Here is a 25,554-nt window from a genome sequence, read left to right on the forward strand (position 1 = left end):
ACCCCCTTACAGGTCTACAGCGTGTTCTGTTCATTTACATTGGTGCTATAACAATGTCTGAAAAACTAGTGCTTTTCAATTTCGGCTCAGGCAATGCCTCATTAATTAGACCTGTCAGTTTCTCATTGAATTGTTTCATACCCTTGGCCGAACTCAGTTCCTCAGCCTTGGTGTCTGCAAGTGCCTGAATAATAATGGGCTTCACCGTAATGCTTTTGATTTTTTCAAAATCTTCTTTGGCTGTTTTGTCAGATAACTTGAAAGAAAAACTAACCATAATAATACGATCCGGATCGGCCAGATTCGTTTTAATCTGTGCAAGCTCTGACGATACTTCTACAATTTCATCCGCAGTCATTTTTTTTTCTTCAGCAGCTGCCGCCGTATGTGTGTCGTCCTTATTCCCGTTCTGTCCTTGCATAAATACAAACACAACCACCACAATGAGTGTTATCGCCAGCAACATTGTTGCAAGCCAGGGCATCATTTTTTTCATCAGGATTCCTCCGTTTGCTGCACTTTAATAGTGGCTGCCTGAACCCCGATTTCACGGTTGTAATCTTTAATCTTGGAAATAACGTCAGTGGCTTTTTCAAGCACAATCAGTCTCTTTCCAGTTACCAGAGTAATATACGTATCCGGCGTCTCTTCCACAATTTCAACCATCAGCGCATTTAACCACATGGGAGAACCATTTAACCGCGTAACCGAAATCATGCTAAGCCCCCTTGATCAGAGTAGGAGGAGCAAGCTCCCCCACGTTTTAAAAATTCATTAATCAGTTATTAACGTTTCAGGTTAACAACTTCCTGAAGTATTTCATCCGACGTTGTAATGATCCGGGAGTTTGCCTGGAATCCACGTTGAGCTACGATCATCTCAGTAAACTCTCCAGTCAGATCCACGTTAGACATCTCGAGCTGTCCAGCAATGATTGCTCCTGTTCCGTCCTCAGCACTGTTCGCTGTTAAAGGATCAAGAGTACCGTCAGGATTTGCGTTAGCTGTCATCCGGTATAGGTTACCCCCTATTTTTTCCAATCCTTCAGGGTTAACTACCTTCCCTATTCCAATTTGAGTATCGCCTTCGATTGTTCCATCAGCCATTGTCTGATTAATCATACCGTTCTGTCCGATTGTGAATGAAACAACATCATCCCCAATTGTAATGGGCTCTCCCTCACTACTTAAGACGAACAAACCATCTGAAGTTACAAGATTTCGAGCAGCATCAACATGGAAATCCCCTGCACGTGTCAAGTAAGGAATTTCCTGATCTCCACCCAAGGAGACAAGAAAAAAGCCATCTCCGTTAATACGTAAGTCTGTCGGATTGTTTGTAGTCATTGGGCTTCCTGCGAGATGCAGTGTATCTATAGATCCCACAGATACACCCAAACCAATTTGCTTTGCATTCACACCACCAGATGGAGCATCAGTTGGGGCAGTTACCCCTGCCGTTGTTTGGCTCATAATATCTTTGAACATAACCCGACTGCCTTTGAAGCCAACCGTGTTTACGTTCGCAATATTGTTACCAATTACGTCGAGTTTTGTTTGGAAACCCCGCATCCCGGAAACGCCTGAGTACATTGATTTCAACATTTTTAAAAATCCTCCCAGTCTTCATTTGGTTACCGCATCAGTCGGTCAGCGGCATTCCGGCTCCCGAGAAGGGCCAGCCGGTCAAGAAATGATTACGGCACTATCAATCTGAGTGAACACATTATCCTTCATGCTCTCACTATCCATAGCTGTAACCACAGTACGATTTTTGACATTGACGATAAAAGCCATATCCTGCATTAAAATCAATGACTCTTTGGCTCCTTTGGCAGCAGCTTTGTCCAAAGCAGAACCAATCTGTTCCATTTGCTCGGTTTTGAGTTCAATACCACGCTGTTCCAGTCGTTTGGCAGCATGATTGCTCAATTTCAGAAGGTTATCTTCCAGCACCTTGGCAAAAGGTTTTTCGGGTATAGCCGAAGCTTCTCCCGTTTTGGGTCTTTGAAGCATATTCGGTGTAATCGGGCCTGCGTATAATTGTCCAACCGTTATGCGATCACTCATATCGTTTTCCCGCTATCTTCCGTATCACCCGTTTCAGCGGATGATTCAACTTCCTGGCTCTCGTTCGTTTCAGGGGTTACATCCTGAACGTTCTGTACCGGAGTTTGACTCTCTGCCTGTTTTGGATAATTCACCTGAATGATCTCATCCAGCTTAATCTCGTCGTTGCCCACTTTTGCGTATTGAACGCCATCTCTTACAATGATGGAATCTACAATACCCTGACGAAGAGTTCCGTTATCATCTTTATTAGAAGAAAGCCAACTTACCTCCATGCCAATCATACCGGATACAGCACCAAGGGACTGGTTCAATGTTTTAAGCTGCGTAGAAATATTGACCAGTTGTTCCACTGAGCTGAACTGTGCCATTTGAGCGATAAATTCCTTATCCTCCATCGGCTGCATCGGGTCTTGATTTTGCAGCTGGGTAATCAGGATTTTTAGAAACTGATCTTTACCCAATTCTTTTGTTGCAGCACTTGTGGTTGCTTTATTGGCTGCCGAATAGTTCGGCCAGGTATTATTCATTGAAACATTTTCATTAGCCATTTACTCACCTCATTTCTGCTTAAGCCTTAGCACTAAATGTATCTCTCTGTAATTCGTTTCCTTCGACTTGCTCGCTACGCCAGTTACGCAATTCTTCTTGTATCCCTGCTGTAGCTATAGCATCATCCGATTGTTCCTCACGCTCACGCGAACGGCGTTGTTGTTGAGAGTTACTTCCCGGCTGACGGCCTCCGTCCTGATACATCTGTGATCCGATTGAACTGTTCTGAGTAACCTCAAGTCGTTCCACCTGAATCCCCTGGGCTTGAAGTGAAGAACGCAGCTGCGTCATTTGTTGTTCAAGCATGTCTTTAGCCATCGTATGCTCAGTCATAAACCGTGCAACCAACTGCCCGTTCTGCAAGGTAATTTGAACATCCAACTTACCTAGATGCTCAGGCCGAAGTGAGATGGTCGCCTCGGAAAATCCTTTTTGCTGGACAATATCCAGCTTGTTAACAACAAACTGTGTCATTTCCTTGGCAAACTGTGATGTTTGCATTACAGGTTCAGCCGGTTTTCCTGCTGTTGTACCTGATGAACGCAAGGACAACTCTCCTGCAGTAATGATGGTTGAGTGTTCCACTTCTCCACCTGCATTTGAAGCAGATGTGGTCTCAGCCTCAGCTTTCACCTGGGTTCCAGAATTCGCGACTGCCGCAACAAGAACTTGTGGCACAACAGAATCCTGTTTGGATGTTTGAAGCGAAGCACTTGGAGCTACCTGTGCAGTCTGATCCTTAACTGCAGTCAATGTATCCAGTATGGATTTCAGTTCAGTCCATCCTTTGTCACTAGTGGTATCCACTCCAGCCTCTTGAAGCTGACTCTGCAGAGATTGTAACAAATGTTTGAATTCAGGAGCGTTCTTCGCAACGTTACTCTCAGGATCATTCATTCCAGCTACTAATTGTGTAAGCATATCTTGCAGAACAAAACGTACTGCTGCCGGATGCTGCGACAGTTCAATTGCGGGTACTGTTTTTACGCTTTCCGCTCCAGTCGAAGATTCGTCGGAACCTTCTGTATTAGTACCTGAAGGATTACTTAATTGTGTATACATCTGTTGAATCAGAGTTTGCAAACCTGCAAGTAGAGCTGGGTCATTTTCCAAAGCTTCGTCAAGCGAATCCAAGTCCGTGAACAACGAATTCAGTATAGCCGTGATTGATGTCGCTTCTCCTTCTTCACTTGTAGCAAAGGAAAACACCAGCGGATTGGCTGTTAAACTTCCAGTAGCGCTTGAACTATCACCTTCTGTGTTTCCTCCAGATAGCGATTGTGCAAGAGTTTGGAGAAATTCACCGCTAGCACCTGCAGCTGAACCTTTCGATTGTGCTCCGGTTGTCTGACCTGCTCCTGTTGCTTTTGCAGATGCTGTGGATGCCATTTGATATACAATCGACATTTATTTTCACCTCCTCTCAGATATCACATGAATCAGATCTACTTGTTACCCATTAATTTGTTCAAAATTTTTGCAGTTTCAACCGAGTCCTCTGAAGACATGTTCTCAAGCAATTGAGAGCGTGTTGCATCATCTACTGAATTCAGGATGGTCAATGTTTTGTCAGGACTTAACTTGTATGTTTCCAATAATAGCTTGGCACCACTTGAAGCAGACATCGAAGCAAATGTTTGACTAAGCTGGTTTTTATCCAGGTTTTTGCTTGTGGTTGTGGATGCAGTTGAAGTTGCTGCGGTTTCTTTCTTCAATCTGGATTGCAGTGCATCCAGTGCCAGATCCCCGGACGGTTTAGCATCCTTCATCATCATGGTGACATCGGCTGCTGTTTTCGGGTCCATCTTTTCAAGCACCTTGGTCCGAGCAGATGACTGCATGGCATTCAACAACAATACCATTTCCTCATTCGTCATATTTTGCAAAATAGGTGCAGCTTTGCTTGGGCTCATGTCAGCATACATTTTAGCCAAATCTTTGATTTGTTTTTGATAATCAGATTCCGTCTCTGGCGTTGCTGCTGTAGCCGTTTCAGCCGCTTTTTCCGCATCATCCAACTTCTTCTGAAGGTCCGTTGCCTTCTTTGCTTCGGTTGTTGTAGCTTCCTGTGCTGCCTTGAGCTCTGTTTCTTTGGCAGTTACCTGGGATTTCAGCTTTTCGATTGTGGCTTCAGCACTTTCAACCTGCTGCTCACTCTTCTCCAGCTTCTCCTTCTCCGGATCCAGTACAGGATCAGGTACCCATTCCTTGACTACCGGTATCTTGTTGGCGAATTCAAACAAATTATTACGAATATCTACATTAAATAGCGTAAGTAGTACACCTAGCAGTACTACGGTGAATACAATCGGGATTGAAATCATGAGAAATTTTTCCCAACCGCCTCCCGACTCTTTTTCCATGTCGCTATCATCTTTAACAGCCATCGTTCATTCCTCCTTCACGAGACAACTTCGCGTCCGGCTCACATCAATTCGCGCGTCCGGCTTTGGCAGCGAAGCGTACAGTAGCCATCTCGTCCAGATCGTTCTGTTCCCGGAGGAGCATCTCCTGCTGAAATTTGATTTTGGCCTTGTCTCTCGCTCCAAGCCATACTTTTTCGTCAATCATCTTACCGTTTAGAAACGTCTGATTCCGCTGCACATTGACCTGAGCATGTTTAACATCACTGTTTTTGCGTGAAATGCACTCGTCAAGGTGATGTACATAACGCTGCATCTCCTGCAGACTGTTTACAGACGCTGTATTTTCCGTAGCAGATTGGATAATGCCGATCAGATTACTTCTGTCGTTCAGAAGTTGTATCAGATGTTCTTCCTCCGTCTGAAGTTTGCCGATCGCTGTGGATAACATCCACTCTGCCTGTGTTTTTTCATTACTCTTCAGGTCAACAACTTTCTGGAAATGATATCGAAATTTCATCGTTTACCCATTCATCTCCTTGCAAATTCAAGAATCAAACGTTCCTGTACTTCACTTAAAGTGACTTTCTCGTCGACTTTCTGCTTGGTAAAGTTCCATATACTATCAATCTGGTCTATCGATTCATCTATGGCTGCATTTGATCCCCGCTGGTAAGCTCCAATATTGATCAAATCTTCCGATTCTTTATACACAGCCATCAAACGTTTCATATTATTAACGGCTTCCAACTGCTCTTCCGGAGCAATATCCTTCATAACACGACTTATGCTGGCTAGCACATCAATCGCTGGAAAATGACCTTTATTTGCAATGGATCGATTTAACACAATGTGTCCATCCAGAATACCCCTTACCGCATCCGCAATTGGTTCATTCATGTCATCCCCATCGACCAGAACGGTGTAAAAGGCTGTAATCGAACCGGTAGGTCCTGTACCCGCCCTTTCAAGCAGTTTGGGCAAACTTGCAAAAACCGATGGCGTATATCCTCTCATTGCCGGAGGTTCACCTACGGCCAGACCAACTTCCCTTTGTGCCATCGCATATCGGGTTACCGAATCCATCATGAGCATCACGTTCATTCCACGATCTCGGAAATACTCTGCAATAGTTGTCGCAATAACTGCTCCCTTAATCCGAATCAGGGCAGGCTGATCTGAAGTTGCAACAATGACTACGGAGCGTTCCAGTCCTTCCGGACCCAAATCCCGTTCAATAAAGTCGCGTACCTCACGTCCACGCTCACCCACAAGCGCGATGACATTGACATCTGCTGCTGTATTACGAGCAATCATGCCCATCAATGTACTCTTACCAACACCAGAACCAGCAAAAATACCTACACGCTGTCCCTTACCTACGGTCAGTAATCCATCGATAGCTCTTACACCAACACCCATCGTTTCAAGTACACGTGGACGATCCATTGGATTGACCGGAGTATTGGAGGTAGAGTACATCGGCATTCTTGATGGAAGAAGGGAACCGTCCAGCGGTTGTCCAAGTCCATCCAACACTTTACCGAGCAATTCGGAGCCTACCTGAACGCCGAGCGGTTTACCCGTACCTACTACATCGCAACCAGGACCGATGGATTGTAGTTCACCCAGTGGCATAAGCAGCACTTTGTTATCTCGAAACCCAACAACTTCGGCCTGAAGAGGCTTGGCTGATTTACCAGGATAGATATAACATACGTCACCGATACTTGCATCTGGCCCTTCTGACTCCACCATAAGACCAATGACCTGAGTAACTTTGCCGTTAATACGAACAGGATCGAATTGGCGCAAATGTTCCATATATCGCTGTGAACTAAGAACCTTCATGTTGATTTTTTCGCTCCTCATCCTCAAGTGCTATGCGGACCAGTTCTTTTTTAATCTCAGCAAGCTGTGTATCAATTCTCGCATCTACACTTCCGAACGAAGAACGAATGACACATCCCTTATCTTTGACCGTTGAATCAGGCAAAATCTGCAATTCTGCCTGAGAGTCAATGGACAGAGACAATTCTTCACGAGCTGCCTGTACAAATGTAAACTGATCAGGTGCCACACAGAGTGTGATTAACCCCTGCTCCCGTTTACGTGACAAACTCTGACGAATCAGTTCCAATGTATGATCGGGTTCAATGGTAAGTTGCTTATCAATGACTTTCTCAGCGATTCCGCAAGCGAGCTCCACGAGGAAAGGTTCGGCTTCCTGAATGATCTGATCTTTCGCTACATAAGCTTCCTTGAGCACTTCCTGGGCTTCAATCATCATCTTTTCGATCTGCACCTGGAGATCCAGTTCAGCTTGTACTTTGCCTTCTTCAAAACCCTGTTGGAAACCTTGTGAACGAAGCGCTTCAGTCAGATGTTCATCCTGTTGTCGTTGTTCCTGCCACCAGCTGTCGATCTGTTCACGGGCCTCTTGAAGCATGCGCTCTGCCTCTTCTGAAGCTTCACGTACTTGCTTTTCTGCAAACTCCTTGGCATCTTCCAGCATTTCTGCGGTAAGACGTTGTGTTTCTTCGTCCACGCGTGCTTGAAGCGTTTCTGCTTCAGAACCTTCAGCACTGTCACCGTATAATTCCGTTTCAGACTCCTCAGTACCACCATAATGATGATGATTTTCAAGTTTTTTGCGGTCATCAACGGGTACATACTGGAAAGATTTAATCAAATTAGACAATGATATCATCTCCTCCACCGCGTGCGATAATGATCTCACCGGCTTCTTCCAATCTGCGTATCGTTCCTACGATACGTGTCTGAGCTTCCTCAACATCACGCAATCGCACAGGTCCCATGAATTCCATCTCTTCTTTGAATGTCTCGGACATCCGTTTCGACATATTCCGGAACACGGCATCCCGAACTTCTTCGCTTGCCACTTTGAGTGCCAGCTGCAAATCTGCGTTGTCGATATCCCGAATAATGCGCTGAATCGAACGATCATCCACATTGACGATATCTTCGAATACAAACATGCGTTTTTTGATTTCCTCCGCAAGCTCAGGATCCTGAATTTCAAGCGAGTCCAAAATGGTACGCTCTGTACCACGATCGACTCCGTTCAGAATCTGAACGATCGATTCAATACCACCCGCATTCGTGTAATCCTGCGTTACGGTAGAAGAAAGTTTTTGTTCCAGAACCCGCTCCACTTGAGAGATGACTTCCGGCGAAGTACTATCCATAACAGCCACCCGGCGAGCGACATCTGCCTGTTTCTCTTGTGGCAAGGATGATAGAATCGCTGCTGCCTGTTCGAATTGCAGGTAAGACAGAACCAGGGCAATTGTTTGCGGGCTTTCATTCTGAATAAAGTTCAAAATTTGGTTCGGATCTGCTTTGCGTGCAAAGTCAAATGGTCTGACTTGCAGCGTAGCTGTCAAACGGTTAATGACTTCAAGTGCTTTTGAAGAACCCAGAGCTTTCTCCAGGATTTCTCTCGCATAATTGATACCGCCCTGAGAAATATATTCCTGCGCCAGACATATCTGGTGAAACTCGGCCATAATCATGTCCTTTTCGGAAGAATCAACCTTGCGCACGTTGGCAATTTCCAACGTAAGTTGCTCAATCTCCTCATCACGCAGATGTTTGAAGATCTGAGCCGATACTTCCGGACCTAATGTAATCAACAAAATTGCTGCTTTTTGTCTTCCAGTCAAACCTTGACTGCTTGCCTTCGCCAATGCGTTCACCTCTATTCGTCAGCCAGCCATGTACGCAGCAGATTGACGAATTCGTCTGGCTTTTTCTTGGCCAAACTCTCCAATTGTTTGCGCACCTGACTTTCGTTCGTTACACTGTCCAGCGTAATGGACGGGAACTCTGTTGCTATTGGAAGAGGAATCTCTTCTTCTTCGACTTCGTTTTGTTTGCGGCGACGGCGTACTAACAAAATAACTACCGCTGCGATCAATGCCGCTATGAGTGCGCCTCCACCCCACATCATCGTTGAGGAAAGCTGGAAACCTGTATTGTCTGTAGAGGCAGTCTGGAATCCTTGTGACATGACTGAAACTTTCTTTGTCAGATCGGCGTCACTTATTACAGTGCCTGAGTCTGCCAGTGAAGCACGAACAATGTTAACCAAAATGTTCTCAATTGCGTCCTGAACCGGTCCCTGTAATTCTGTTTCTCCATTCGGTGGTTCAACTGCAACGTTAATGGTTAAATCTTTTACAGTATACGGACTGGAAATAATATCCTTGGCGATTCGATTAACATCGTAGTTTATAGTGCTTGATGATTCTTCGGAGGTAGAGTTACCGGCTGCATCAGATGATGGATAACCCGGAACTTCCTCTTGTCCTGTGCCAGCAACTCCACCTGTTGGGTTGCTTGCGCCAGTGTAACTCTTTTGAATCTCCTGCACACTGATCTCGATGCCTTTCATATTATCTACATCAACAGGTGTGACCAGATTTTCCTTACGTGTTTCTTTGTCAAAATTAAGCTTGGAGGCTACCAAAACATTAACTTTGTCTTCGCCTACAATCTGGGAAAGGAATTGCTTTACGTTATTACGGACATCGTTTTCAAACTTTTTCTGTAATGCCATGTTCTCTTGGACTTCGGAAGACAACCCTCCACTGCCACCTCGGGCAGTTGGAATCAATTCTGCTTCATCTGTGTTCGTAATCGTGATGTTCTCAACAGGCAGATTAGGAATTGCAGTTTTAACCAAGTTAAAGTAGCCATCTACCGCTGCCTGATTGGGGTGATAACCCGGTTTGAATTGAAGAGCTACCGATGCTGATGCTTTGTCTTGTTCTTCTAAACCAGCAAAGATGTTATCTTTCGGCATATTAACGAGTACTTTAGCATCCTGTATCCCTTGCATCCGCTGAAGTAACTGTTCAACTTCTCCGTTTATAGCGTTGTTGTACTTTACATCAAACTCTTTATCCGTCATTCCGATCGGCGATGATGACTCCTCGAATGACTTATACCCTAATGAACCATTCTGAATAATCCCTTGAGATCCAACATTCACCTTTGCAATTGCAACACTTGTACTCGGTACGGATATGGTCTTGCCATCTGAACTTAATTTGTATGGAATGCTAGATGAATCGAGATAACTGATCACGCCCGCTGAATCACTTGCATTCAAATCTGTAAAAGCTACTTCATATTCCGTCTTGGACAATTGCATCGTGAGTACAACAGCAGCCAAAATCAGGAACAGGAAGGTGGATATAAATAATACTTTTTGCTTTTTGCTAAAACTATTCCAATACTGGGATGCCTTATCCCTGTACTGGGCGATTCTCTCATTCACTCTGTCACCCCATCCGAAACTTTGCTTAGTCTGTCCTTACTCAACCCTCGCCGTTTCATAGGTTGACGATCAGGAGCAGCATCGCAGCTGCTTTGTTGTAATGATCAGCGCTATTATCGAAGCGCAAGTAGGTTATTTTATAACTGCGTTCGCATAACTTCCTGGTATGCTTCGACCACTTTGTTTCGGACTTGAGTTGTGAGTTGTAGGCTTAACAAGGCCTGTTCTGAAGCAATCATCACCTGGTCCACATTCGCTTTGCCGACCAAAAATTGATTCGACATTTCATGCGATTGAGCCTCCTGTGCTGCGACGGATCCTAATGCATTCTGTAAGTATGTACCGAAGCTCTGAATGGTTTCGGCTGGTGTAGAAGGCTTACTTTCGGTTGCACTCTTCATCTGTAGCGGTTGTATCCCCTGTGTGCTAAACATGTTGTTCTGAATCATTAATGTCCCTCCCCTTCATCCCTGGTTTGTATTTTTCTTATTTTCATTTCAAAGCAGATTATCTTCCAATCTCCAAAGCTTTGGAGATCATCGCTTTGGTTGAATTCAGTGCTGTTACGTTTGCTTCATAGGAACGCGAAGCAGAGATCATGTCGACCATTTCTTTCGCAATATCCACATTAGGCATAAATACATATCCTTCTGCATTGGCATCTGGATGAGAAGGGTCATACACAGGCTTCAAAGGTGACTGATCCTCCCGAATCTCCGTTACTCTTACGCCATCTCCTGAACCGCTACCTCTCATCTGATTTTGCAACATCGTACCAAATGACGTTTTATTCGGCTCAAGCACAACCATTTTACGTTTGTAAGGGACCGCTTCACCATTGGATACGCTCGCGCGCGTCGTCTCTGCGTTGGCAATGTTGGAAGATATGACGTCCATCCGCAACCGTTGGGCTGTCAGAGCTGAGCTACTGATACTAAAACTATTACTAATGTTCAATTTAGGTTATCTCCCTTCCACGCCAACACGCATAATTTTAATTTGTTCGTTCACTTGCTGAATATAAGCGTTATAACGCAACTGATTCTCCGCCAGAAGACTCATTTCTCTGTCTATATCGACATTGTTTTCGTTGTTATTCATGGAGGTTGACTGGTCCATATTAACTACTGGCGTTGGTACGGAAGAGGAAGGACCTATGACAAAATGCCTTGCATCAGTTACTTTACCCTTAAGAACAGGCATATCTCCATTCATTTGCCCTTGCAACATTTCTTCAAAAGAAACGTTCGAGCGCTTGAAATACGGGGTATCGGCGTTCGCGATGTTGTCAGCAATCGTTCGTTGTCTGATATTGGACGCATCGAGTGCACCTTGCAATCTTTTAAAGCTGATATCGTTTAAAAGATTCACAATCCCCCTCCTCTCTTTAGAAGTAATGGAAAAAGATTGAATCTTTTCCCTTGAAAATTCTTATGTTTTTTTCGACAAAAACATTCGTCTTTACACGGTTTTCTAGGACTTAAGTAGAATTAACTCTGATGTTGTCGTATAACATAAGTTTCTTCGAGTTTGGGATTTATTACAATAAGAAAAAAGCCCTATCTTTTCTGAAAGACAGGGCTTTTTGTGTATTTTCTGCAAATTATGAATTTTTTCGTAAATGTTCGGGCCCAAAACAAAAGTATGTTAATACTCTCCCTGATTGTTCTTAAACATTCTTAAAATAAAAAAAAACTTTCAAGTCTCAACATGAGCTTACAACGCCCGTAATTATGTATATTTCCGAATATTTCATAGTTGATAATGTTAGAATTTTTTGCCGTTGTAGTAAGGGTTTATGGACAATATGATAGATATACATACAAAGCTATATATTAATCAATTGACAAGTTATCTTTCAATGATGAAGAAAACTCGACCTTCCTACACAACACTTTCTTAACAATTAAGCGGCGTCTATATATTTTAATTTTAAGAAAACAATTAGTGGGTTCACACTTTTCAACAATTCATCATTTTGCGCATTTACGCAACATTTACCAATCTATCGACTAAACCGATGACCAGACTTGGAATAAGAAAAATTCTTTTAATGGGAATCATTGGGTATGTAAACGAAGAATAACTACCACTCCGATAGGTTTTAACTTCGTATACATGCGGCACAAGTCCTAGGTTTTGTCGATCCGTATAACAACCCCACATCTTTTATCGGTTGTAACATTGAAATCCTTTAGATAAAACAAAAATAAACGATATGCGTCGTCAAGTAAGAGAGCCTTTGTGGATCGCTAAAGGAATGCTTCCCTTTGTGGATCACACAAATGTTCTCTACTTTCTTGCATACCGTTCATTTATAACATCATTTTAACAACTACATTGCTAGTTCCATGTTACAGGATATACTGACTCAAATCACGATCAAGCGCAATATCATTTAATTTCTCCCGGACATACTCCGGAGTGATCACCATACGTTCCAGTGTAAGCTCAGGTGCCTCAAAGGATAAATCCTCCAAAAGCTTCTCAAGAATCGTATGCAGTCGACGTGCACCTATATTTTCTGTATTTTGATTGACGGATTCGGCCAATTTGGCAATCTCGCGAATGGCCTCATCCGAGAACTCAATCTCAATATTCTCGGTGCGCAGTAGATCAACATACTGCTTGGTCAATGCATTTTGCGGTTCAGTCAGAATGGATACAAACTCCTCCAGTGTAAGACTACTTAGTTCCACACGAATTGGGAAGCGCCCCTGAAGCTCAGGAATCAGATCAGAAGGTTTGGCGACGTGGAATGCTCCAGCTGCCATAAACAGAATATAATCGGTTTTGACAGGGCCATACTTCGTCATTACCGTTGAACCTTCGACGATAGGCAGTATGTCACGTTGCACACCCTCGCGGGACACATCAGGACCACTACCGCGCCCTTGACTGGCCACCTTGTCGATTTCATCTATGAAAATGATACCTGTCTGCTCCGCCCGGCGAATGGACTCCTGGGTAACATCATCCATGTCGATCAATTTCCCTGCTTCTTCCTGGATCAACACTTTACGCGCTTCTTTAATAGCGAGTTTACGTTTTTTCGTACGACGAGGTAAGAGGCTGCCAAACATCTCCTGCATATTCATGCCCATCTGATCATTACCTTGACCAGCAAACATGTCCATCATATTAGGAGCAGTGTCTTCTACATCAATTTCAATGATGTCATCCTCCAACTTGCCGGACAACAGATCAAACTTGATCTTGCGTCGACGCTCCGCAACTCCTGTATCCGGTTCTGGCTCATCCTGCTCCTGAACGTTGTTACCATTATTGCCAAAGATCATCTCAAAGGGATTGCGCTGATTCTTGGACTTAGACTGTGAAGGAGCCAAAATATGTACAATTCGTTCGTTGGCAGCTTCTTCAGCTTTGTCTTTCACTTTTTCAGTCCGCTCCAGCTTCACCATCCGCAGTGATGTCTCAATCAGATCACGCACCATCGATTCAACGTCACGGCCAACGTAACCTACTTCAGTGAACTTGGTAGCTTCCACTTTCACAAATGGCGCACCTACCAGTTTAGCGAGGCGACGGGCGATCTCCGTTTTACCCACACCGGTAGGTCCAATCATCAAAATATTTTTAGGCACAATGTCGTCCTGAGTGTGTTCAGGCAAAAGGCTACGCCGATAACGATTACGAAGGGCCACGGCTACCGATTTTTTAGCTTTCTTTTGACCTACAATATACTTGTCAAGCTCTGCAACAATCTGTCTCGGTGTTAACGCTTGAGTATTCATATTGCTTCCCTCCTACCAGTATGTTGAATTTATTTTACCTAACAAGGACAAAGAATCCCCTGGACGTCCTGGAGCAGATTACAGAATCATGCTCCACTACGGGAGATTTCTTTGGCTTATAATTCTTCTACAATAATATTACTGTTGGTATATACACATAGCTCCGAGGCAATCTGAAGTGATTCACGCGCAATATCTTTCGCTTCCAGGTTTACTGCATGACGTTTCAACGCACGTGCAGCAGATAAGGCAAAGTTTCCACCTGATCCGATAGCAATAACGTCATCATCCGGTTCAATAATTTCCCCGCCGCCTGAAATGAGCAGCATACCTGATTTGTCCATCACAATCAACAGTGCCTCAAGCTTACGCAAGATCCGATCCTGACGCCAATCCTTGGCAAGCTCTACAGCAGCACGCTGCAAGTTACCATGGTGCTCCTCCAGCTTACCTTCGAATTTCTCAAACAGGGTGATCGCATCCGCCACAGAACCAGCAAAGCCAGCAACAACCTGTCCGCGGTACAAACGTCTTACCTTCTTGGCTGTATTCTTCATCACAACACTTTGGCCCATGGTCACCTGACCATCTCCTGCGATTGCAGCCTTACCATTATGACGAACAGCACAGATCGTTGTAGCATGAAATGACATATCCATGATATCAGCATCCTCCCACGAATAATTTATACGCGTTCTGGAACAGTTAGACCTTCTGCCGCAGCAAAACTAGTGATGCCATCCAGTGCACGCTGTGCAAGAGCTTCATTTTTTTCCTTTTTGTTACGAATCTTCGTTTCAAGCTTCGGCAACAAACCAAAGTTTGCGTTCATTGGTTGGAAGTGCTTGAAGTCAGCCGTTGTAATATACTGAGCCATACTGCCAAGTGTTGTTTCTACCGGCAATACCACCAGTTCCTGCCCAAGTGCTGCTTTGGCTGCGTTCATGCCGGCAATCAGCCCTGATGCAGCAGATTCCACATATCCTTCTACACCCGTCATCTGACCTGCAAAGAACAGGTTTGGACGCTCTTTAAACTGATACGTCGGAAGAAGCAGTTTAGGAGAGTTAATAAATGTATTTCGGTGCATTACGCCATAACGAACGAACTCTGCATTTTCAAGTCCAGGAATAAGGGAAAAGACACGTTTCTGTTCTCCCCATTTCAGATGCGTCTGGAAGCCCACCAAGTTATAAAGGGTTCCAGCTGCATTGTCCTGTCTAAGCTGAACAACCGCATGTGGCAACTCTCCTGTATGAGGGTTAACCAGACCTACCGGTTTCATAGGTCCAAACAGAGCCGTCTGTTTTCCGCGTTTCATCATCACTTCGATTGGCATACAGCCTTCAAAGTAGATTTCTTTCTCGAACTCTTTCAATTGAGCGACTTCAGCAGTAATGAGAGCTTCATAGAAGACATCAAACTCTTCTTCTGTCATCGGACAGTTCAGATATGCCGCTTCACCCTTATCATAACGTGAAGCCAGATACACTTTGTTCATATCAATTGAATCTTTTTCGATGATCGGTGCAGCTGCATCATAGAAGTAGAAATACTCTTCCCCCATTAGTGCCTTAATTTGCTCAGACAATGCGGGTGAAGTCAGCGGCCCCGTTGCAACAACAACGATGCCATCTTCTGGCAGAGAAGTTAATTCCTCATTCACCACTTCGATGAGCGGATGTTGGTGCAACGTGGATGTAATCTCACCTGAAAATCCATCTCGGTCCACAGCAAGTGCCCCACCTGCAGGAACTGCATGTTTGTCTGCTGCTGACAATACAAGAGAATTGAGCATTCTCATTTCTTCTTTTAACACACCCACTGCATTGGTCAATCCATTCGCACGCAGCGAGTTGCTACATACCAGCTCTGCAAATTTATCCGTATGATGAGCTGGCGTTTTCACAACAGGTCTCATCTCGTATAATTTTACGCGTACGCCGCGACTTGCAATCTGCCAGGCCGCTTCTGTTCCTGCCAGCCCGGCACCAATAACGGTTACTTGTTGTTCATTTGTCAAAATCATTTACCCCCATAAAGCAATTTCATATTTCACTATAATTGAATTGATTCACATATATACTAATCTGCTGATTCGTCATCCGGTTCATCCACCGGCTCCTGATGATCACATGAAGTGCACTGCAATCGTGCTCCCTTTTTGTTCCGCTTTTCAATCATTAGCGATCCGCAACTTGGACATGGTTTGGCTGAAGGTCTGTCCCATGAGACAAAATCACATTCAGGATATTTGTCACAACCGTAGAAAATACGTCCCTTTTTGCTACGACGCTCAACAACATGACCTTCCTTACACTTCGGACAAGTCACGCCGATATCCTTGATAATCGGTTTGGTATTCCGGCAATCAGGGAAGCCAGAGCACGCAAGAAACTTGCCAAAACGTCCAAGTTTATAAACCAGCGGTTTGCCACACTTCTCACAGATCTCATCCGATACTTCGTCTTCAATCTCGATTTCTTTCATTTCTTCTTCCGCAAATTCAAGCCGTTTCTCAAAAGATTCATAGAATTCTGTGAGTACTTTGACCCAATCCTCGGAACCTTCCTCCACATGGTCAAGATCACCTTCCATGTTTGCGGTGAACTCTACATTCAGGATTTCCGGGAAAAACTCTTCCATCTGTTCGATGACCAGTTCACCCAGCTCGGTCGGCATGAATTTCTTTTCCTCAATTGCAACATATCCGCGCTTCTGAATGGTCTCCAGTGTTGGCGCATATGTACTCGGACGCCCTATTCCCAATTCCTCAAGCGTCTTAACCAACCTTGCCTCCGTATACCGGGGTGGCGGTTGTGTAAAATGCTGTTTTGGCTCAATCTCCTGCTTCTCAAGCACATCTCCACTTTTCAACGGAGGCAGCAGACGATCTTCATCGGTTGTACCATCGTCGTTTCCTTCAACATATACCTTCATGAAACCTTGGAATCGTACCTTAGAACCTGCTGCACGGAAAATGGTGTCCCCCGCAGCAATATCTACAGAGAGTGTATCCAGAATAGCCGAAGACATTTGGCTCGCTACAAAACGTTCCCATACCAGTTTATACAACCGGAACTGATCGCGACTCATGAATGACTTGATTGAGTCAGGGTCACGCAGAATTGAAGTTGGACGAATCGCTTCATGCGCATCCTGAGCATTAGCTGCTTTTTTGGAATAGTTTCGTGGAGTCTCAGGTGCAAATGGCTCACCATACTTACCAACGATATATTCTTTGGCTTCTTCTTGTGCAGATGCCGCAATTCGTGTGGAGTCCGTACGCATATACGTGATGAGACCTACTGTGCCTTCTTTTCCAAGGTCTACACCTTCATATAGTTGTTGGGCGACCGACATCGTCTTGGAGGCTCTGAAATTCAATTTACGCGCCGCTTCCTGTTGCAGAGAACTCGTCGTAAACGGGGCGGAGGGGTTACGGCTCCGTTCTTTCTCTTTAACTTCCTTGATCGTAAAGTCTGCACCTTCGATCTGTTTCAGGATCGCTTGAACTTCCGCTTCACTGCCCAGCTCTGTTTTGGCCCCGTTCAGTTTATGAAACTTGGCTTCAAACGGATTGCCGTCTGCTGTCAGTTTGGCGGTAATGCTCCAGTATTCTTCCGGCTCAAAATCATCAATTTCATTTTCACGATCTAAAATGATTTTAACAGCCACGGACTGAACCCGGCCTGCAGACAAACCTTTTTTCACTTTCTTCCATAATAACGGACTAATTTTATATCCAACGAGCCGATCCAGAATACGTCTTGCCTGCTGCGCGTTAACCAAATCCATATTGATTTTCCGCGGCGTTTTGAACGCATCTTTGACCGCCTGTTTTGTAATTTCATTAAATACAACCCGGCAATCTGCCGTATCGTCCAGTTCAAGGGCATGGGCCAAATGCCATGCAATAGCCTCACCTTCGCGATCCGGGTCAGCTGCGAGATATACTTTTTTCACTTTCTTCCGTGCATCCTTCAGTTCTTTCAAAATTGAACCTTTGCCGCGGATCGTAATATATTTCGGATTAAAATCATTCTCTACCTCAACGCCGATCTGACTCTTTGGCAAATCGCGAACATGCCCCATCGAAGCTTTTACGATGAACTTGCTGCCTAAATATTTGCCTATCGTCTTCGCCTTTGAGGGCGACTCCACGATTACGAGTGCATCCGCCATAGGTTCATCCTCCTCTCAGTCATGAAACTGTCATGAAACTGTTTCTGTAAGCTTATGCATAGTTAATAACTTCTGCTAATTATATATTTCCACGCACCACGTAGGTTGTAGCTTCGTCATACCCTCGCGTATTTAGTGCCTGGTAATTGGCTAATCTGCTTTTTTATGATTAAAGATAACAGAACTGAATGCAAATGTCCAAAATCCCAACCAAGCAGCTCAACCAGTTGATCCAATGATTGTTCTCCCTGTTCCAACAGATAAATCACGCGTTGTTCATCTGGAGAGAGCTTTACCTCAGCGAATATCCCTCGCCCGGAAGGCTCGGTTGTTTCGGTCGAACGTCCTCTATTGTAAGGAAGTTGTTCTGCATTTGGCAAGCCCAATCGATACTCTTCCAATACATCTGCTGCACAAGTGACCAATTTGGCCCCTTGACGGATAAGATTGTGTGCTCCCCGACTTTTCGGCGATGTAATAGGTCCAGGGACTGCAAATACATCCCTGCCTGCTTCAAGCGCAGCATCTGCTGTAATGAGTGAACCACTGCGAATGTCAGCCTCAACAACCAATGTTCCCAGTGTCAGACCGGCAATGATTCGATTCCGTTCCGGAAATAATCCCTGGCGCGCTCTCGTACCTGGTGGATATTCCGACAAAAGCAGACCCGTATCCGCGATTCGCTCGGCGAGGCTTGTATTTTCGGGTGGGTATATATTATCAATCCCTGTTCCGAATACTGCAATCGTTTTTCCTTTAGCACGTAGTACTGCCTCATGACATACGCTATCAATACCGCGGGCAAGCCCGCTTACAATCGCAAGTCCTGCATTGCATAATTGCTCTGCCAGCTTTTCTCCAACTTTGCGCCCATACACGGTTGGCATACGAGTTCCCACCATGGCAATAGACGAATTGTGTAGCAAACTAACATCCCCTCGTGCATACATTACCCAGGGAGGCTGAACGGTTTCCTTCATTAATATGGGATAATTCTGATCCAGATAAGTAATAACCTCTATCCCCTGATTGTAAACGTGTTCTCTTTTACTCTCAATCCAGTCGATAGTAAATTGGCTAGCCAAACGGGCAGCCTGATCTTTGCGCAAGCCTGCTGCGACCCAGTCGCTTTCCCCATAATTCAATAGATCGGGTAATTCATGTTGTCCCAGAATCAATTTCGAGATTGTTTTTTTACCAATACCCTCCATCTCATGCAACCCAAACAAGATCCATCGTTCTTCCATACCATAAACCTCCCAAAGCGGGAAGAGATCTTCCCTCATATTGTGTGTTAAGTGACCACGGAATGCAAGCGTTTACGTCGATGAGAGACAATCCAACCCCCTTTTCCCGTAAAAAAACGCAAAAAAGCAACCCTTCGCCCTGTTCAAGGACAAAAGGTTGCTTACCTTTTCCGTAACCATAATAGTCGATCTACCAGAAATAGATCATTTCCGAGCCGTTTCTTCTATTATAACGAAAAAGAATTAATGTGTCGTGCACAAATTCAAAATACCGCGTTCCTCAAGTACACTCACCAAAGTCGAACCCATCTCAGCAGGAGTTGGTGCTACTTTGATTCCACATGATTCCAGCTTCGCAATCTTCTCTTTGGCTGTACCTTTACCGCCAGAGATAATAGCGCCAGCATGGCCCATCCGTTTGCCTGGAGGCGCTGTTACGCCACCGATAAAGCCAACAACCGGTTTGGTCATGTTTTCACGTACCCAATCTGCAGCATCCTCTTCAGCTGTACCACCAATCTCACCAATCATGATGACCGCATGAGTCTGTGGATCTTCATTGAACCGTTTGAGGATATCAATGAACTCGGAGCCTTTTACAGGGTCTCCCCCGATTCCTACAGCAGAAGATTGTCCAATGCCACGTGTCGTCAGTTGATGAACGGCTTCATAGGTAAGTGTTCCACTACGGGAAACAACGCCTACGTGCCCTGCCATATGGATATAACCAGGCATGATACCGATTTTACATTCGCCTGGTGTAATGACACCTGGACAGTTTGGTCCGATCAGGACGGTATTTTTACCTTCCATGAAGCGGTCAACCTTGATCATGTCAAGAACCGGAATACCTTCTGTAATACAGATTACGAGGTCCAGCTCAGCATCAACAGCTTCCATAATGGAATCTGCTGCAAATGCAGGAGGAACATAAATGACGCTCGCTGTTGCGCCTGTAGCTTCCTTCGCTTCCTGTACAGTGTTAAACACCGGCAGACTAGCTACTGTACCGTCTTCCAACGTGATATCCACATTAGTTCCGCCTTTACCCGGTGTAACTCCGCCTACCATCTGGGTTCCGTAGTCCAATGCGCCCTTCGTGTGGAACATTCCCGTTGAACCCGTAATGCCTTGCGTAATGACTTTTGTATTTTTATCGATCAAAATACTCACGTTGCTTCACATCCTTACGGTTATTTTTCAATTCCCGGACAGCTCCGGTACTAAGGAATGAACTTATTTTACGAGGGCAACAATTTTCTGTGCACCATCGGCCATGGAATCAGCAGGAACGATATTCAGGCCAGATTCACCCAGAATACGTTTGCCAAGCTCCACGTTAGTTCCTTCAAGACGAACAACCAGCGGTTTGGTCAGGCCAAGCTGCTTCGCGGCTTCAACAACACCATTGGCGATAACATCACAGCGCATGATGCCACCAAAAATGTTAACAAAGATCCCAGCTACTTTGGCATCGGACAAGATGATCTTAAATGCTTCAGTCACCTTCTCTGTTGTTGCACCGCCCCCAACGTCAAGGAAGTTGGCCGGGTCTCCACCGTAGTATTTGATAATGTCCATCGTTGCCATCGCAAGTCCCGCACCATTGACCATACAGCCGATGTTGCCATCGAGTGCTATGTAGCTGAGGTCGTATTTGGAAGCTTCGATTTCTTTTTCATCCTCTTCATCCAGGTCACGCAGTTCCAAAATGTCTTTGTGACGGAACAGGGCGTTGGAGTCAAAGTTTAATTTCGCATCTAGCGCGATAACGTTTCCATCTCCGGTAACAACGAGAGGATTGATCTCGGCAATAGAGCAATCTTTTTCGACAAATGCAGTGTACAGCGCGAGCATGAACTTAACAGCTTTGTTCACCAGTTCATTCGGAATCTTAATGCTGTAGGCCAGTTTACGGGCCTGGAACACTTGCAATCCAATGGCAGGGTCAATGATTTCTTTGAAAATTTTCTCAGGTGTAGCTTCAGCTACTTCTTCAATCTCAGTACCGCCTTCTTCGGAAGCCATCATAACTACACGGCCTGTGGCACGGTCCACAACAACACCCACATAATACTCTTTGCGGATATCGCATCCTTCTTCAATCAGAAGACGTTTCACTTCTTTGCCTTCTGGTCCAGTCTGGTGTGTTACCAATACTTTGCCCAGAATTTCGGAAGCATAGGCACGAACTTCATCCGTACTCTTCGCCACTTTTACGCCGCCGGCTTTACCCCGGCCACCTGCGTGAATTTGCGCTTTAACAACAGTCACCGGACTGCCCAGTGCCTCTGCGGCCGCAACCGCTTCATCGACTGTATAAGCAACCTTTCCATTTGGAACGGTAACTCCATACTGTTTCAGTACTTCTTTTCCTTGATATTCATGGATATTCATTCTCGAATCCTCCTATCAACATGACTGCAACAAGGCGGGTTGGTAGACTAACAAAAGACAAATGTTGACTATTTTCACTTAAACCCAATTCATTGTAACACGTTTTTAAAACGCTTTCCTTAAAAAATTAATGGTTAATAGACAGTATTTTGATATGAGTATGATCCCATATTGTGAATGCTTGGGTATATATGGAAAAAACCTCAGCTAAAAGCTAAGGTTTCCTTGATGTAAAACTACATTTTATTTTTTGGCTGCGTTAGTGTTGGTTTGGTGAACTTTCTCCAGCAACCCTTTGAACTGACCCAGCAAAGCTTCAAACTCTGTACTGTTCAAACACGCATCTCCCTGAATGGATTCAGGGATGGACAATGCCTTGTTCCGCAGCTCACGGCCGGAGTCGGTTAATGTAATTAATACTTTTCGTTCATCCTGAGCAGAGCGTTCGCGATTAATAAGTCCTGCTGACTGCAACCGTTTGAGAAGTGGTGTCAATGTTCCCGAATCGAGATAGAGTGCCTCCCCGATCTCCTTAACCGTACATTCTTCACGTTCCCACAATACCATCAGAACCAGATACTGTGAATACGTTACGCCGAGCACCTCCAGATAAGGCTGGTACATCTTCGTAATCTCACGTGAACAAGCATATATGGCAAAGCATAATTGGTTATCCAGCTTCAAACTGTCAGTCTGCATATATCTTTCTCACCTGCCTATTGTGCATTCTATTCCTTATAAAAAAGGAACTATAAATCTATCTTATCACAAATTAGAAAAAAAACAGAATAATTGAGCACAAATGATTTTACTATTCAATTTAATTATGATAAATTAAATTGTGTAAAATATAAATATAGATAGAAAATCAGCAGTACATCCCCATGATTTAACAACAATAATAGCTAAGTCCAGCGAACAGATTCACGCTTTCTCGGGTCAAATTTAATAATCATAATGAAAGTTTATACTTAACTATTTTCGCCAAAGCTATTTAATGATTTCCTTCCAGAAATAAAATTCAGGGATCCGGAGAGATGACTACAGCAATGATAATGACTGGTTGACTCCATGATTCCTTTTATATAAAATGCTTAATAGAAGCTGAGGAAGCACCTTAATTCGTAGACTGGCCCGTATTATGCGGAGTCAAGAATCGAGTGAGGTGTTTCTTTGTCATGTACGGAAAATTACACAGTGCGTGTTTGTACGGAATCGATGGCGTTCTGATCGAGGTGGAAACCGATTTATCCAATGGTCTGCCACAGACATCCATCATCGGTTTACCGGATTCAGCCATTCGAGAGGCCGTTGAACGTGTTCGTGCAGCGATTAAAAACTGCGGATATCAGTATCCTTTACAGCGGATCACAATTAATCTGGCTCCCGCTGATCTGCGCAAGGAAGGATCTTCCTTTGATCTAGCCATTGCTATTGGTTTACTTATGACAAGCGGCCAGCTTGTACTTCCTCCCCAGGAACGGACACTAGTGGTTGGCGAACTGGCGTTGGACGGTTCGATCAGGTCCGTGCCCGGCATTTTGTCCATGGTGGATCTGGCCAAACGACAAGGCTTTACTTCCGTGCTTCTGCCTTTCGATAACGTAGAGGAAGCGTCACTGATTCGAGGTATCCAGGTGTTTGGCATTCGTCATTTACAGGATATTGCTCCGGAAAACCCAGATGAACGCGCTAGTTCAGTGGGAATACCAAATAATTCGAATGCAGGACCAGTCGTATTGAAAAATTATGCACACCTCGCTTCTCCTATAACAGATAGGCCACAGAAGAAAATGGATAAAAAGACGAGACAGACTCCATTACTGGTAGATGACTATAGCGATGTTCTGGGGCAGCACCATGTAAAACGTGCGCTTATGATCGCTGCAGCTGGCATGCATAATATACTGCTCGTTGGACCGCCAGGCACGGGCAAAACGATGTTAATCAAACGGTTGCCTACCATCCTTCCACCTTTGTCAGAAGATGAAGCGTTAGAAGTAACCAAAGTATTAAGTGCCGCAGGCAAATTGAAAGAAGCGCCTCAAGGCCTGATTGCAGATAGACCTTTTCGCTCCCCTCACCATACAATATCCACCTCTGGTCTGATTGGAGGCGGTGGTATCCCAAAACCGGGTGAAGTGAGCCTTGCCCACCGGGGCATATTGTTTCTGGATGAATTACCTGAATTCCAGCGTCAAGTGCTGGAGGTATTAAGGCAGCCGTTAGAGGATCGCACAGTGACAATTAGTCGGGCACGCGCTGCATTCACCTTTCCGGCCCAGTTCATGCTAGCATGTTCCATGAATCCCTGTCCCTGCGGTTATTTGTCCGCTCATTCGGAGGAGCAACGCTGCATATGTAGTCCAGCCCGTGTTGCCGCGTACCGAGCCAAAATTTCAGGGCCACTGCTGGACCGCATTGATCTTCAGGTTGAGGTTCCTCCACCAGGCGAGTGGCGCAAGTCTGCTGCTTCCCCTTCCTCTGAAGAAATGCAGACAAAAGTGATCCACGCTCATCAAATTCAGGCTACACGTTATGCCAAAAGTTCGGTTCGTTGGAATAGCCAGCTTTCGGGCACGCTTTTGCGACGGACGATCCATCTCCCCCAAGAGGCAGAGCAACTGTTAGAGCAAACCTTGCAAACGTTAAACCTGAGCATGCGGGCACATGATCGGATTATTAAGATGGCACAAACAATTGCCGATCTGGACCATGAAGGTGAAATTGTGACAGCTCATGTGGCTGAAGCCATCCAGTATCGTCAACTGGATCTTAATTTATTTTGAAGCTATTTTAGAAGCATATGGAGGAAAGAACAGCCCGATTTACCCAAAGGCAGTGAAATGGGCATGAAACTGCAGACAGCAGAGGAAGATCGAGAAGGATTCCTTATAGAGATTCTACAATGCGGATATGCCAACATGACAAAAAACGTACAAGCCCTTCTCTTCTGTGAAGAAAGGAACTTGTACGTAAATTTCCCTGTAACATAAGGGGATCGTATATAGCTAAGGTCTACAAATAATTTATTATTCAAAAAGAGTGAGTTTGTCCTTAGCTGGTGTGCGTTCTTTGGCAGAAGGAATAACATCAGGGTATCCCATATAAATCATGCCTATAATCTTCTCTCCCGCCTCTATTCCAAGCGGTTTGCGGAATTTGGGGGCGTACAAGAATGGCTTGGTCACCCAGAACGTTCCAATGTCTTCACTCCAGGCTGCAAGCATAAAGTTCTGAACCAATGCACTGACCGCAGCGAAGTCTTCGTCCCAGATATTCTGTCTTGGATCTTCTTCCAGCACGACAAGCATAACGGATGGAACTTGCATAATATTGGCTGAGAATTTGTTGTCTTCTCCCATTTCTGCGTCAATAGCCTCAGCCAGTTTCTTCCGTCCATTTCCGGTAAACAACAAAAATCTCCAAGGTTCACGCAGTTTATGGTTAGGAGCCCAGACTGCGGTGTCCAGCAATTCTATAATCTGCTGTGTAGGAACAGCTTCTTTTTTGAATTTTTTCACCGTACGACGGTTTTGAATCGCATTTCTAACTTCATTTGTTGTTTTCGTAGCTTCACTCATCGGCCGTACCTCCTGTTTATAATATGATTTGTAACCGTAACGATAGGTTACAGTCTGGAACAATTCGTTTATGACAAATCAAAAGATTAAAACGCCA

Annotated in this window: 25 protein-coding genes; 1 reads left to right on the forward strand and 24 read right to left on the reverse strand. The window is 44.7% G+C overall.

Annotation, left to right across the window (positions count from 1 at the left end; translation table 11 throughout):
• Positions 1-34: 34 nt before the first annotated feature.
• The 23 genes from MHI14_RS19815 to MHI14_RS19925 form a co-directional block, all read right to left on the reverse strand.
• On the reverse strand, positions 35-496 hold the full coding sequence (locus MHI14_RS19815) for a flagellar basal body-associated FliL family protein (RefSeq protein ID WP_133384320.1): 462 nt from the start codon (positions 494-496) through the stop codon (positions 35-37).
• Positions 496-717, reverse strand: a complete 222-nt coding sequence (locus MHI14_RS19820) for a flagellar FlbD family protein (protein ID WP_074094564.1) — start codon at positions 715-717, stop codon at positions 496-498. Before MHI14_RS19820 ends, MHI14_RS19815 begins: the two co-directional genes overlap by 1 nt.
• Before the next feature lie 68 nt (positions 718-785).
• Positions 786-1,604 (reverse strand): flagellar basal body rod protein FlgG, encoded by an 819-nt coding sequence (flgG, locus tag MHI14_RS19825; RefSeq protein ID WP_036609361.1) that lies wholly within the window; start codon positions 1,602-1,604, stop codon positions 786-788.
• Between the two features lie 81 nt (positions 1,605-1,685).
• Positions 1,686-2,069, reverse strand: a complete 384-nt coding sequence (locus MHI14_RS19830; protein ID WP_047842481.1) for a TIGR02530 family flagellar biosynthesis protein — start codon at positions 2,067-2,069, stop codon at positions 1,686-1,688.
• Entirely contained in the window at positions 2,066-2,620 is a 555-nt protein-coding gene (locus MHI14_RS19835) for a flagellar hook capping FlgD N-terminal domain-containing protein (RefSeq protein WP_341131079.1), read from the reverse strand. Before MHI14_RS19835 ends, MHI14_RS19830 begins: the two co-directional genes overlap by 4 nt.
• Positions 2,621-2,639: 19 nt before the next feature.
• The gene (locus tag MHI14_RS19840) at positions 2,640-4,028 is read right to left on the reverse strand and encodes a flagellar hook-length control protein FliK (RefSeq protein ID WP_339309134.1); all 1,389 of its coding nucleotides are present in this window, start codon (positions 4,026-4,028) and stop codon (positions 2,640-2,642) included.
• A 38-nt stretch (positions 4,029-4,066) separates the two neighbouring features.
• Positions 4,067-5,008, reverse strand: coding sequence for a MotE family protein (locus tag MHI14_RS19845; RefSeq protein WP_076208900.1), 942 nt, complete (start codon positions 5,006-5,008; stop codon positions 4,067-4,069).
• Between the two features lie 43 nt (positions 5,009-5,051).
• Positions 5,052-5,504, reverse strand: coding sequence for a flagellar export protein FliJ (fliJ, locus tag MHI14_RS19850; protein ID WP_091031905.1), 453 nt, complete (start codon positions 5,502-5,504; stop codon positions 5,052-5,054).
• An 11-nt stretch (positions 5,505-5,515) separates the two neighbouring features.
• A complete protein-coding gene (gene fliI, locus MHI14_RS19855) occupies positions 5,516-6,835 on the reverse strand; it encodes a flagellar protein export ATPase FliI (RefSeq protein WP_036609365.1) in 1,320 nt (439 codons plus the stop codon).
• Complete coding sequence (locus MHI14_RS19860; RefSeq protein WP_074094560.1) at positions 6,822-7,685, reverse strand: FliH/SctL family protein; 864 nt, start codon at positions 7,683-7,685, stop codon at positions 6,822-6,824. The genes fliI and MHI14_RS19860 overlap by 14 nt, the downstream gene beginning before the upstream one ends.
• The gene (gene fliG, locus MHI14_RS19865) at positions 7,678-8,694 is read right to left on the reverse strand and encodes a flagellar motor switch protein FliG (protein ID WP_047842476.1); all 1,017 of its coding nucleotides are present in this window, start codon (positions 8,692-8,694) and stop codon (positions 7,678-7,680) included. Before fliG ends, MHI14_RS19860 begins: the two co-directional genes overlap by 8 nt.
• Positions 8,695-8,705: 11 nt before the next feature.
• Positions 8,706-10,289 (reverse strand): flagellar basal-body MS-ring/collar protein FliF, encoded by a 1,584-nt coding sequence (gene fliF, locus MHI14_RS19870; RefSeq protein ID WP_339309133.1) that lies wholly within the window; start codon positions 10,287-10,289, stop codon positions 8,706-8,708.
• Between the two features lie 137 nt (positions 10,290-10,426).
• Entirely contained in the window at positions 10,427-10,738 is a 312-nt protein-coding gene (fliE, locus tag MHI14_RS19875; protein ID WP_017689190.1) for a flagellar hook-basal body complex protein FliE, read from the reverse strand.
• 58 nt (positions 10,739-10,796) lie between these two features.
• Positions 10,797-11,246, reverse strand: a complete 450-nt coding sequence (flgC, locus tag MHI14_RS19880) for a flagellar basal body rod protein FlgC (RefSeq protein ID WP_017689191.1) — start codon at positions 11,244-11,246, stop codon at positions 10,797-10,799.
• A gap of 6 nt (positions 11,247-11,252) precedes the next feature.
• Positions 11,253-11,660, reverse strand: a complete 408-nt coding sequence (gene flgB, locus MHI14_RS19885) for a flagellar basal body rod protein FlgB (RefSeq protein ID WP_076208905.1) — start codon at positions 11,658-11,660, stop codon at positions 11,253-11,255.
• A gap of 983 nt (positions 11,661-12,643) precedes the next feature.
• Positions 12,644-14,044: an ATP-dependent protease ATPase subunit HslU gene (hslU, locus tag MHI14_RS19890; RefSeq protein ID WP_076208906.1), complete on the reverse strand. Its 1,401-nt coding sequence runs from the start codon at positions 14,042-14,044 to the stop codon at positions 12,644-12,646.
• Between the two features lie 116 nt (positions 14,045-14,160).
• The gene (gene hslV / locus MHI14_RS19895) at positions 14,161-14,703 is read right to left on the reverse strand and encodes an ATP-dependent protease subunit HslV (protein WP_076208907.1); all 543 of its coding nucleotides are present in this window, start codon (positions 14,701-14,703) and stop codon (positions 14,161-14,163) included.
• 26 nt (positions 14,704-14,729) lie between these two features.
• Entirely contained in the window at positions 14,730-16,073 is a 1,344-nt protein-coding gene (gene trmFO, locus MHI14_RS19900) for an FADH(2)-oxidizing methylenetetrahydrofolate--tRNA-(uracil(54)-C(5))-methyltransferase TrmFO (protein WP_370511405.1), read from the reverse strand.
• A gap of 56 nt (positions 16,074-16,129) precedes the next feature.
• The gene (gene topA / locus MHI14_RS19905) at positions 16,130-18,229 is read right to left on the reverse strand and encodes a type I DNA topoisomerase (RefSeq protein ID WP_341131080.1); all 2,100 of its coding nucleotides are present in this window, start codon (positions 18,227-18,229) and stop codon (positions 16,130-16,132) included.
• 116 nt (positions 18,230-18,345) lie between these two features.
• Positions 18,346-19,476, reverse strand: a complete 1,131-nt coding sequence (gene dprA, locus MHI14_RS19910) for a DNA-processing protein DprA (protein WP_341131081.1) — start codon at positions 19,474-19,476, stop codon at positions 18,346-18,348.
• Positions 19,477-19,719: 243 nt separating this feature from the next.
• Positions 19,720-20,649 (reverse strand): succinate--CoA ligase subunit alpha, encoded by a 930-nt coding sequence (sucD, locus tag MHI14_RS19915; RefSeq protein WP_036609382.1) that lies wholly within the window; start codon positions 20,647-20,649, stop codon positions 19,720-19,722.
• A gap of 63 nt (positions 20,650-20,712) precedes the next feature.
• The gene (gene sucC / locus MHI14_RS19920; protein ID WP_036609384.1) at positions 20,713-21,873 is read right to left on the reverse strand and encodes an ADP-forming succinate--CoA ligase subunit beta; all 1,161 of its coding nucleotides are present in this window, start codon (positions 21,871-21,873) and stop codon (positions 20,713-20,715) included.
• A gap of 243 nt (positions 21,874-22,116) precedes the next feature.
• Entirely contained in the window at positions 22,117-22,572 is a 456-nt protein-coding gene (locus MHI14_RS19925) for a MarR family winged helix-turn-helix transcriptional regulator (protein ID WP_076208912.1), read from the reverse strand.
• A 479-nt stretch (positions 22,573-23,051) separates the two neighbouring features.
• Here MHI14_RS19925 and MHI14_RS19930 point away from each other — a divergent pair, with 479 nt between their 5' ends.
• Positions 23,052-24,662: a YifB family Mg chelatase-like AAA ATPase gene (locus tag MHI14_RS19930; protein ID WP_133384315.1), complete on the forward strand. Its 1,611-nt coding sequence runs from the start codon at positions 23,052-23,054 to the stop codon at positions 24,660-24,662.
• 243 nt (positions 24,663-24,905) lie between these two features.
• On the opposite strand, the gene MHI14_RS19935 is transcribed toward MHI14_RS19930, so the two are convergent.
• Positions 24,906-25,457 carry a nitroreductase family protein gene (locus tag MHI14_RS19935; protein ID WP_289392003.1) on the reverse strand — a complete coding sequence of 184 codons (552 nt, stop codon included), beginning with the start codon at positions 25,455-25,457 and terminating at the stop codon, positions 24,906-24,908.
• Positions 25,458-25,554 lie beyond the last annotated feature (97 nt).

The sequence above is a fragment of the Paenibacillus sp. FSL K6-2393 genome (assembly GCF_038002545.1).
Classification (GTDB): Bacteria; Bacillota; Bacilli; order Paenibacillales; family Paenibacillaceae; genus Paenibacillus.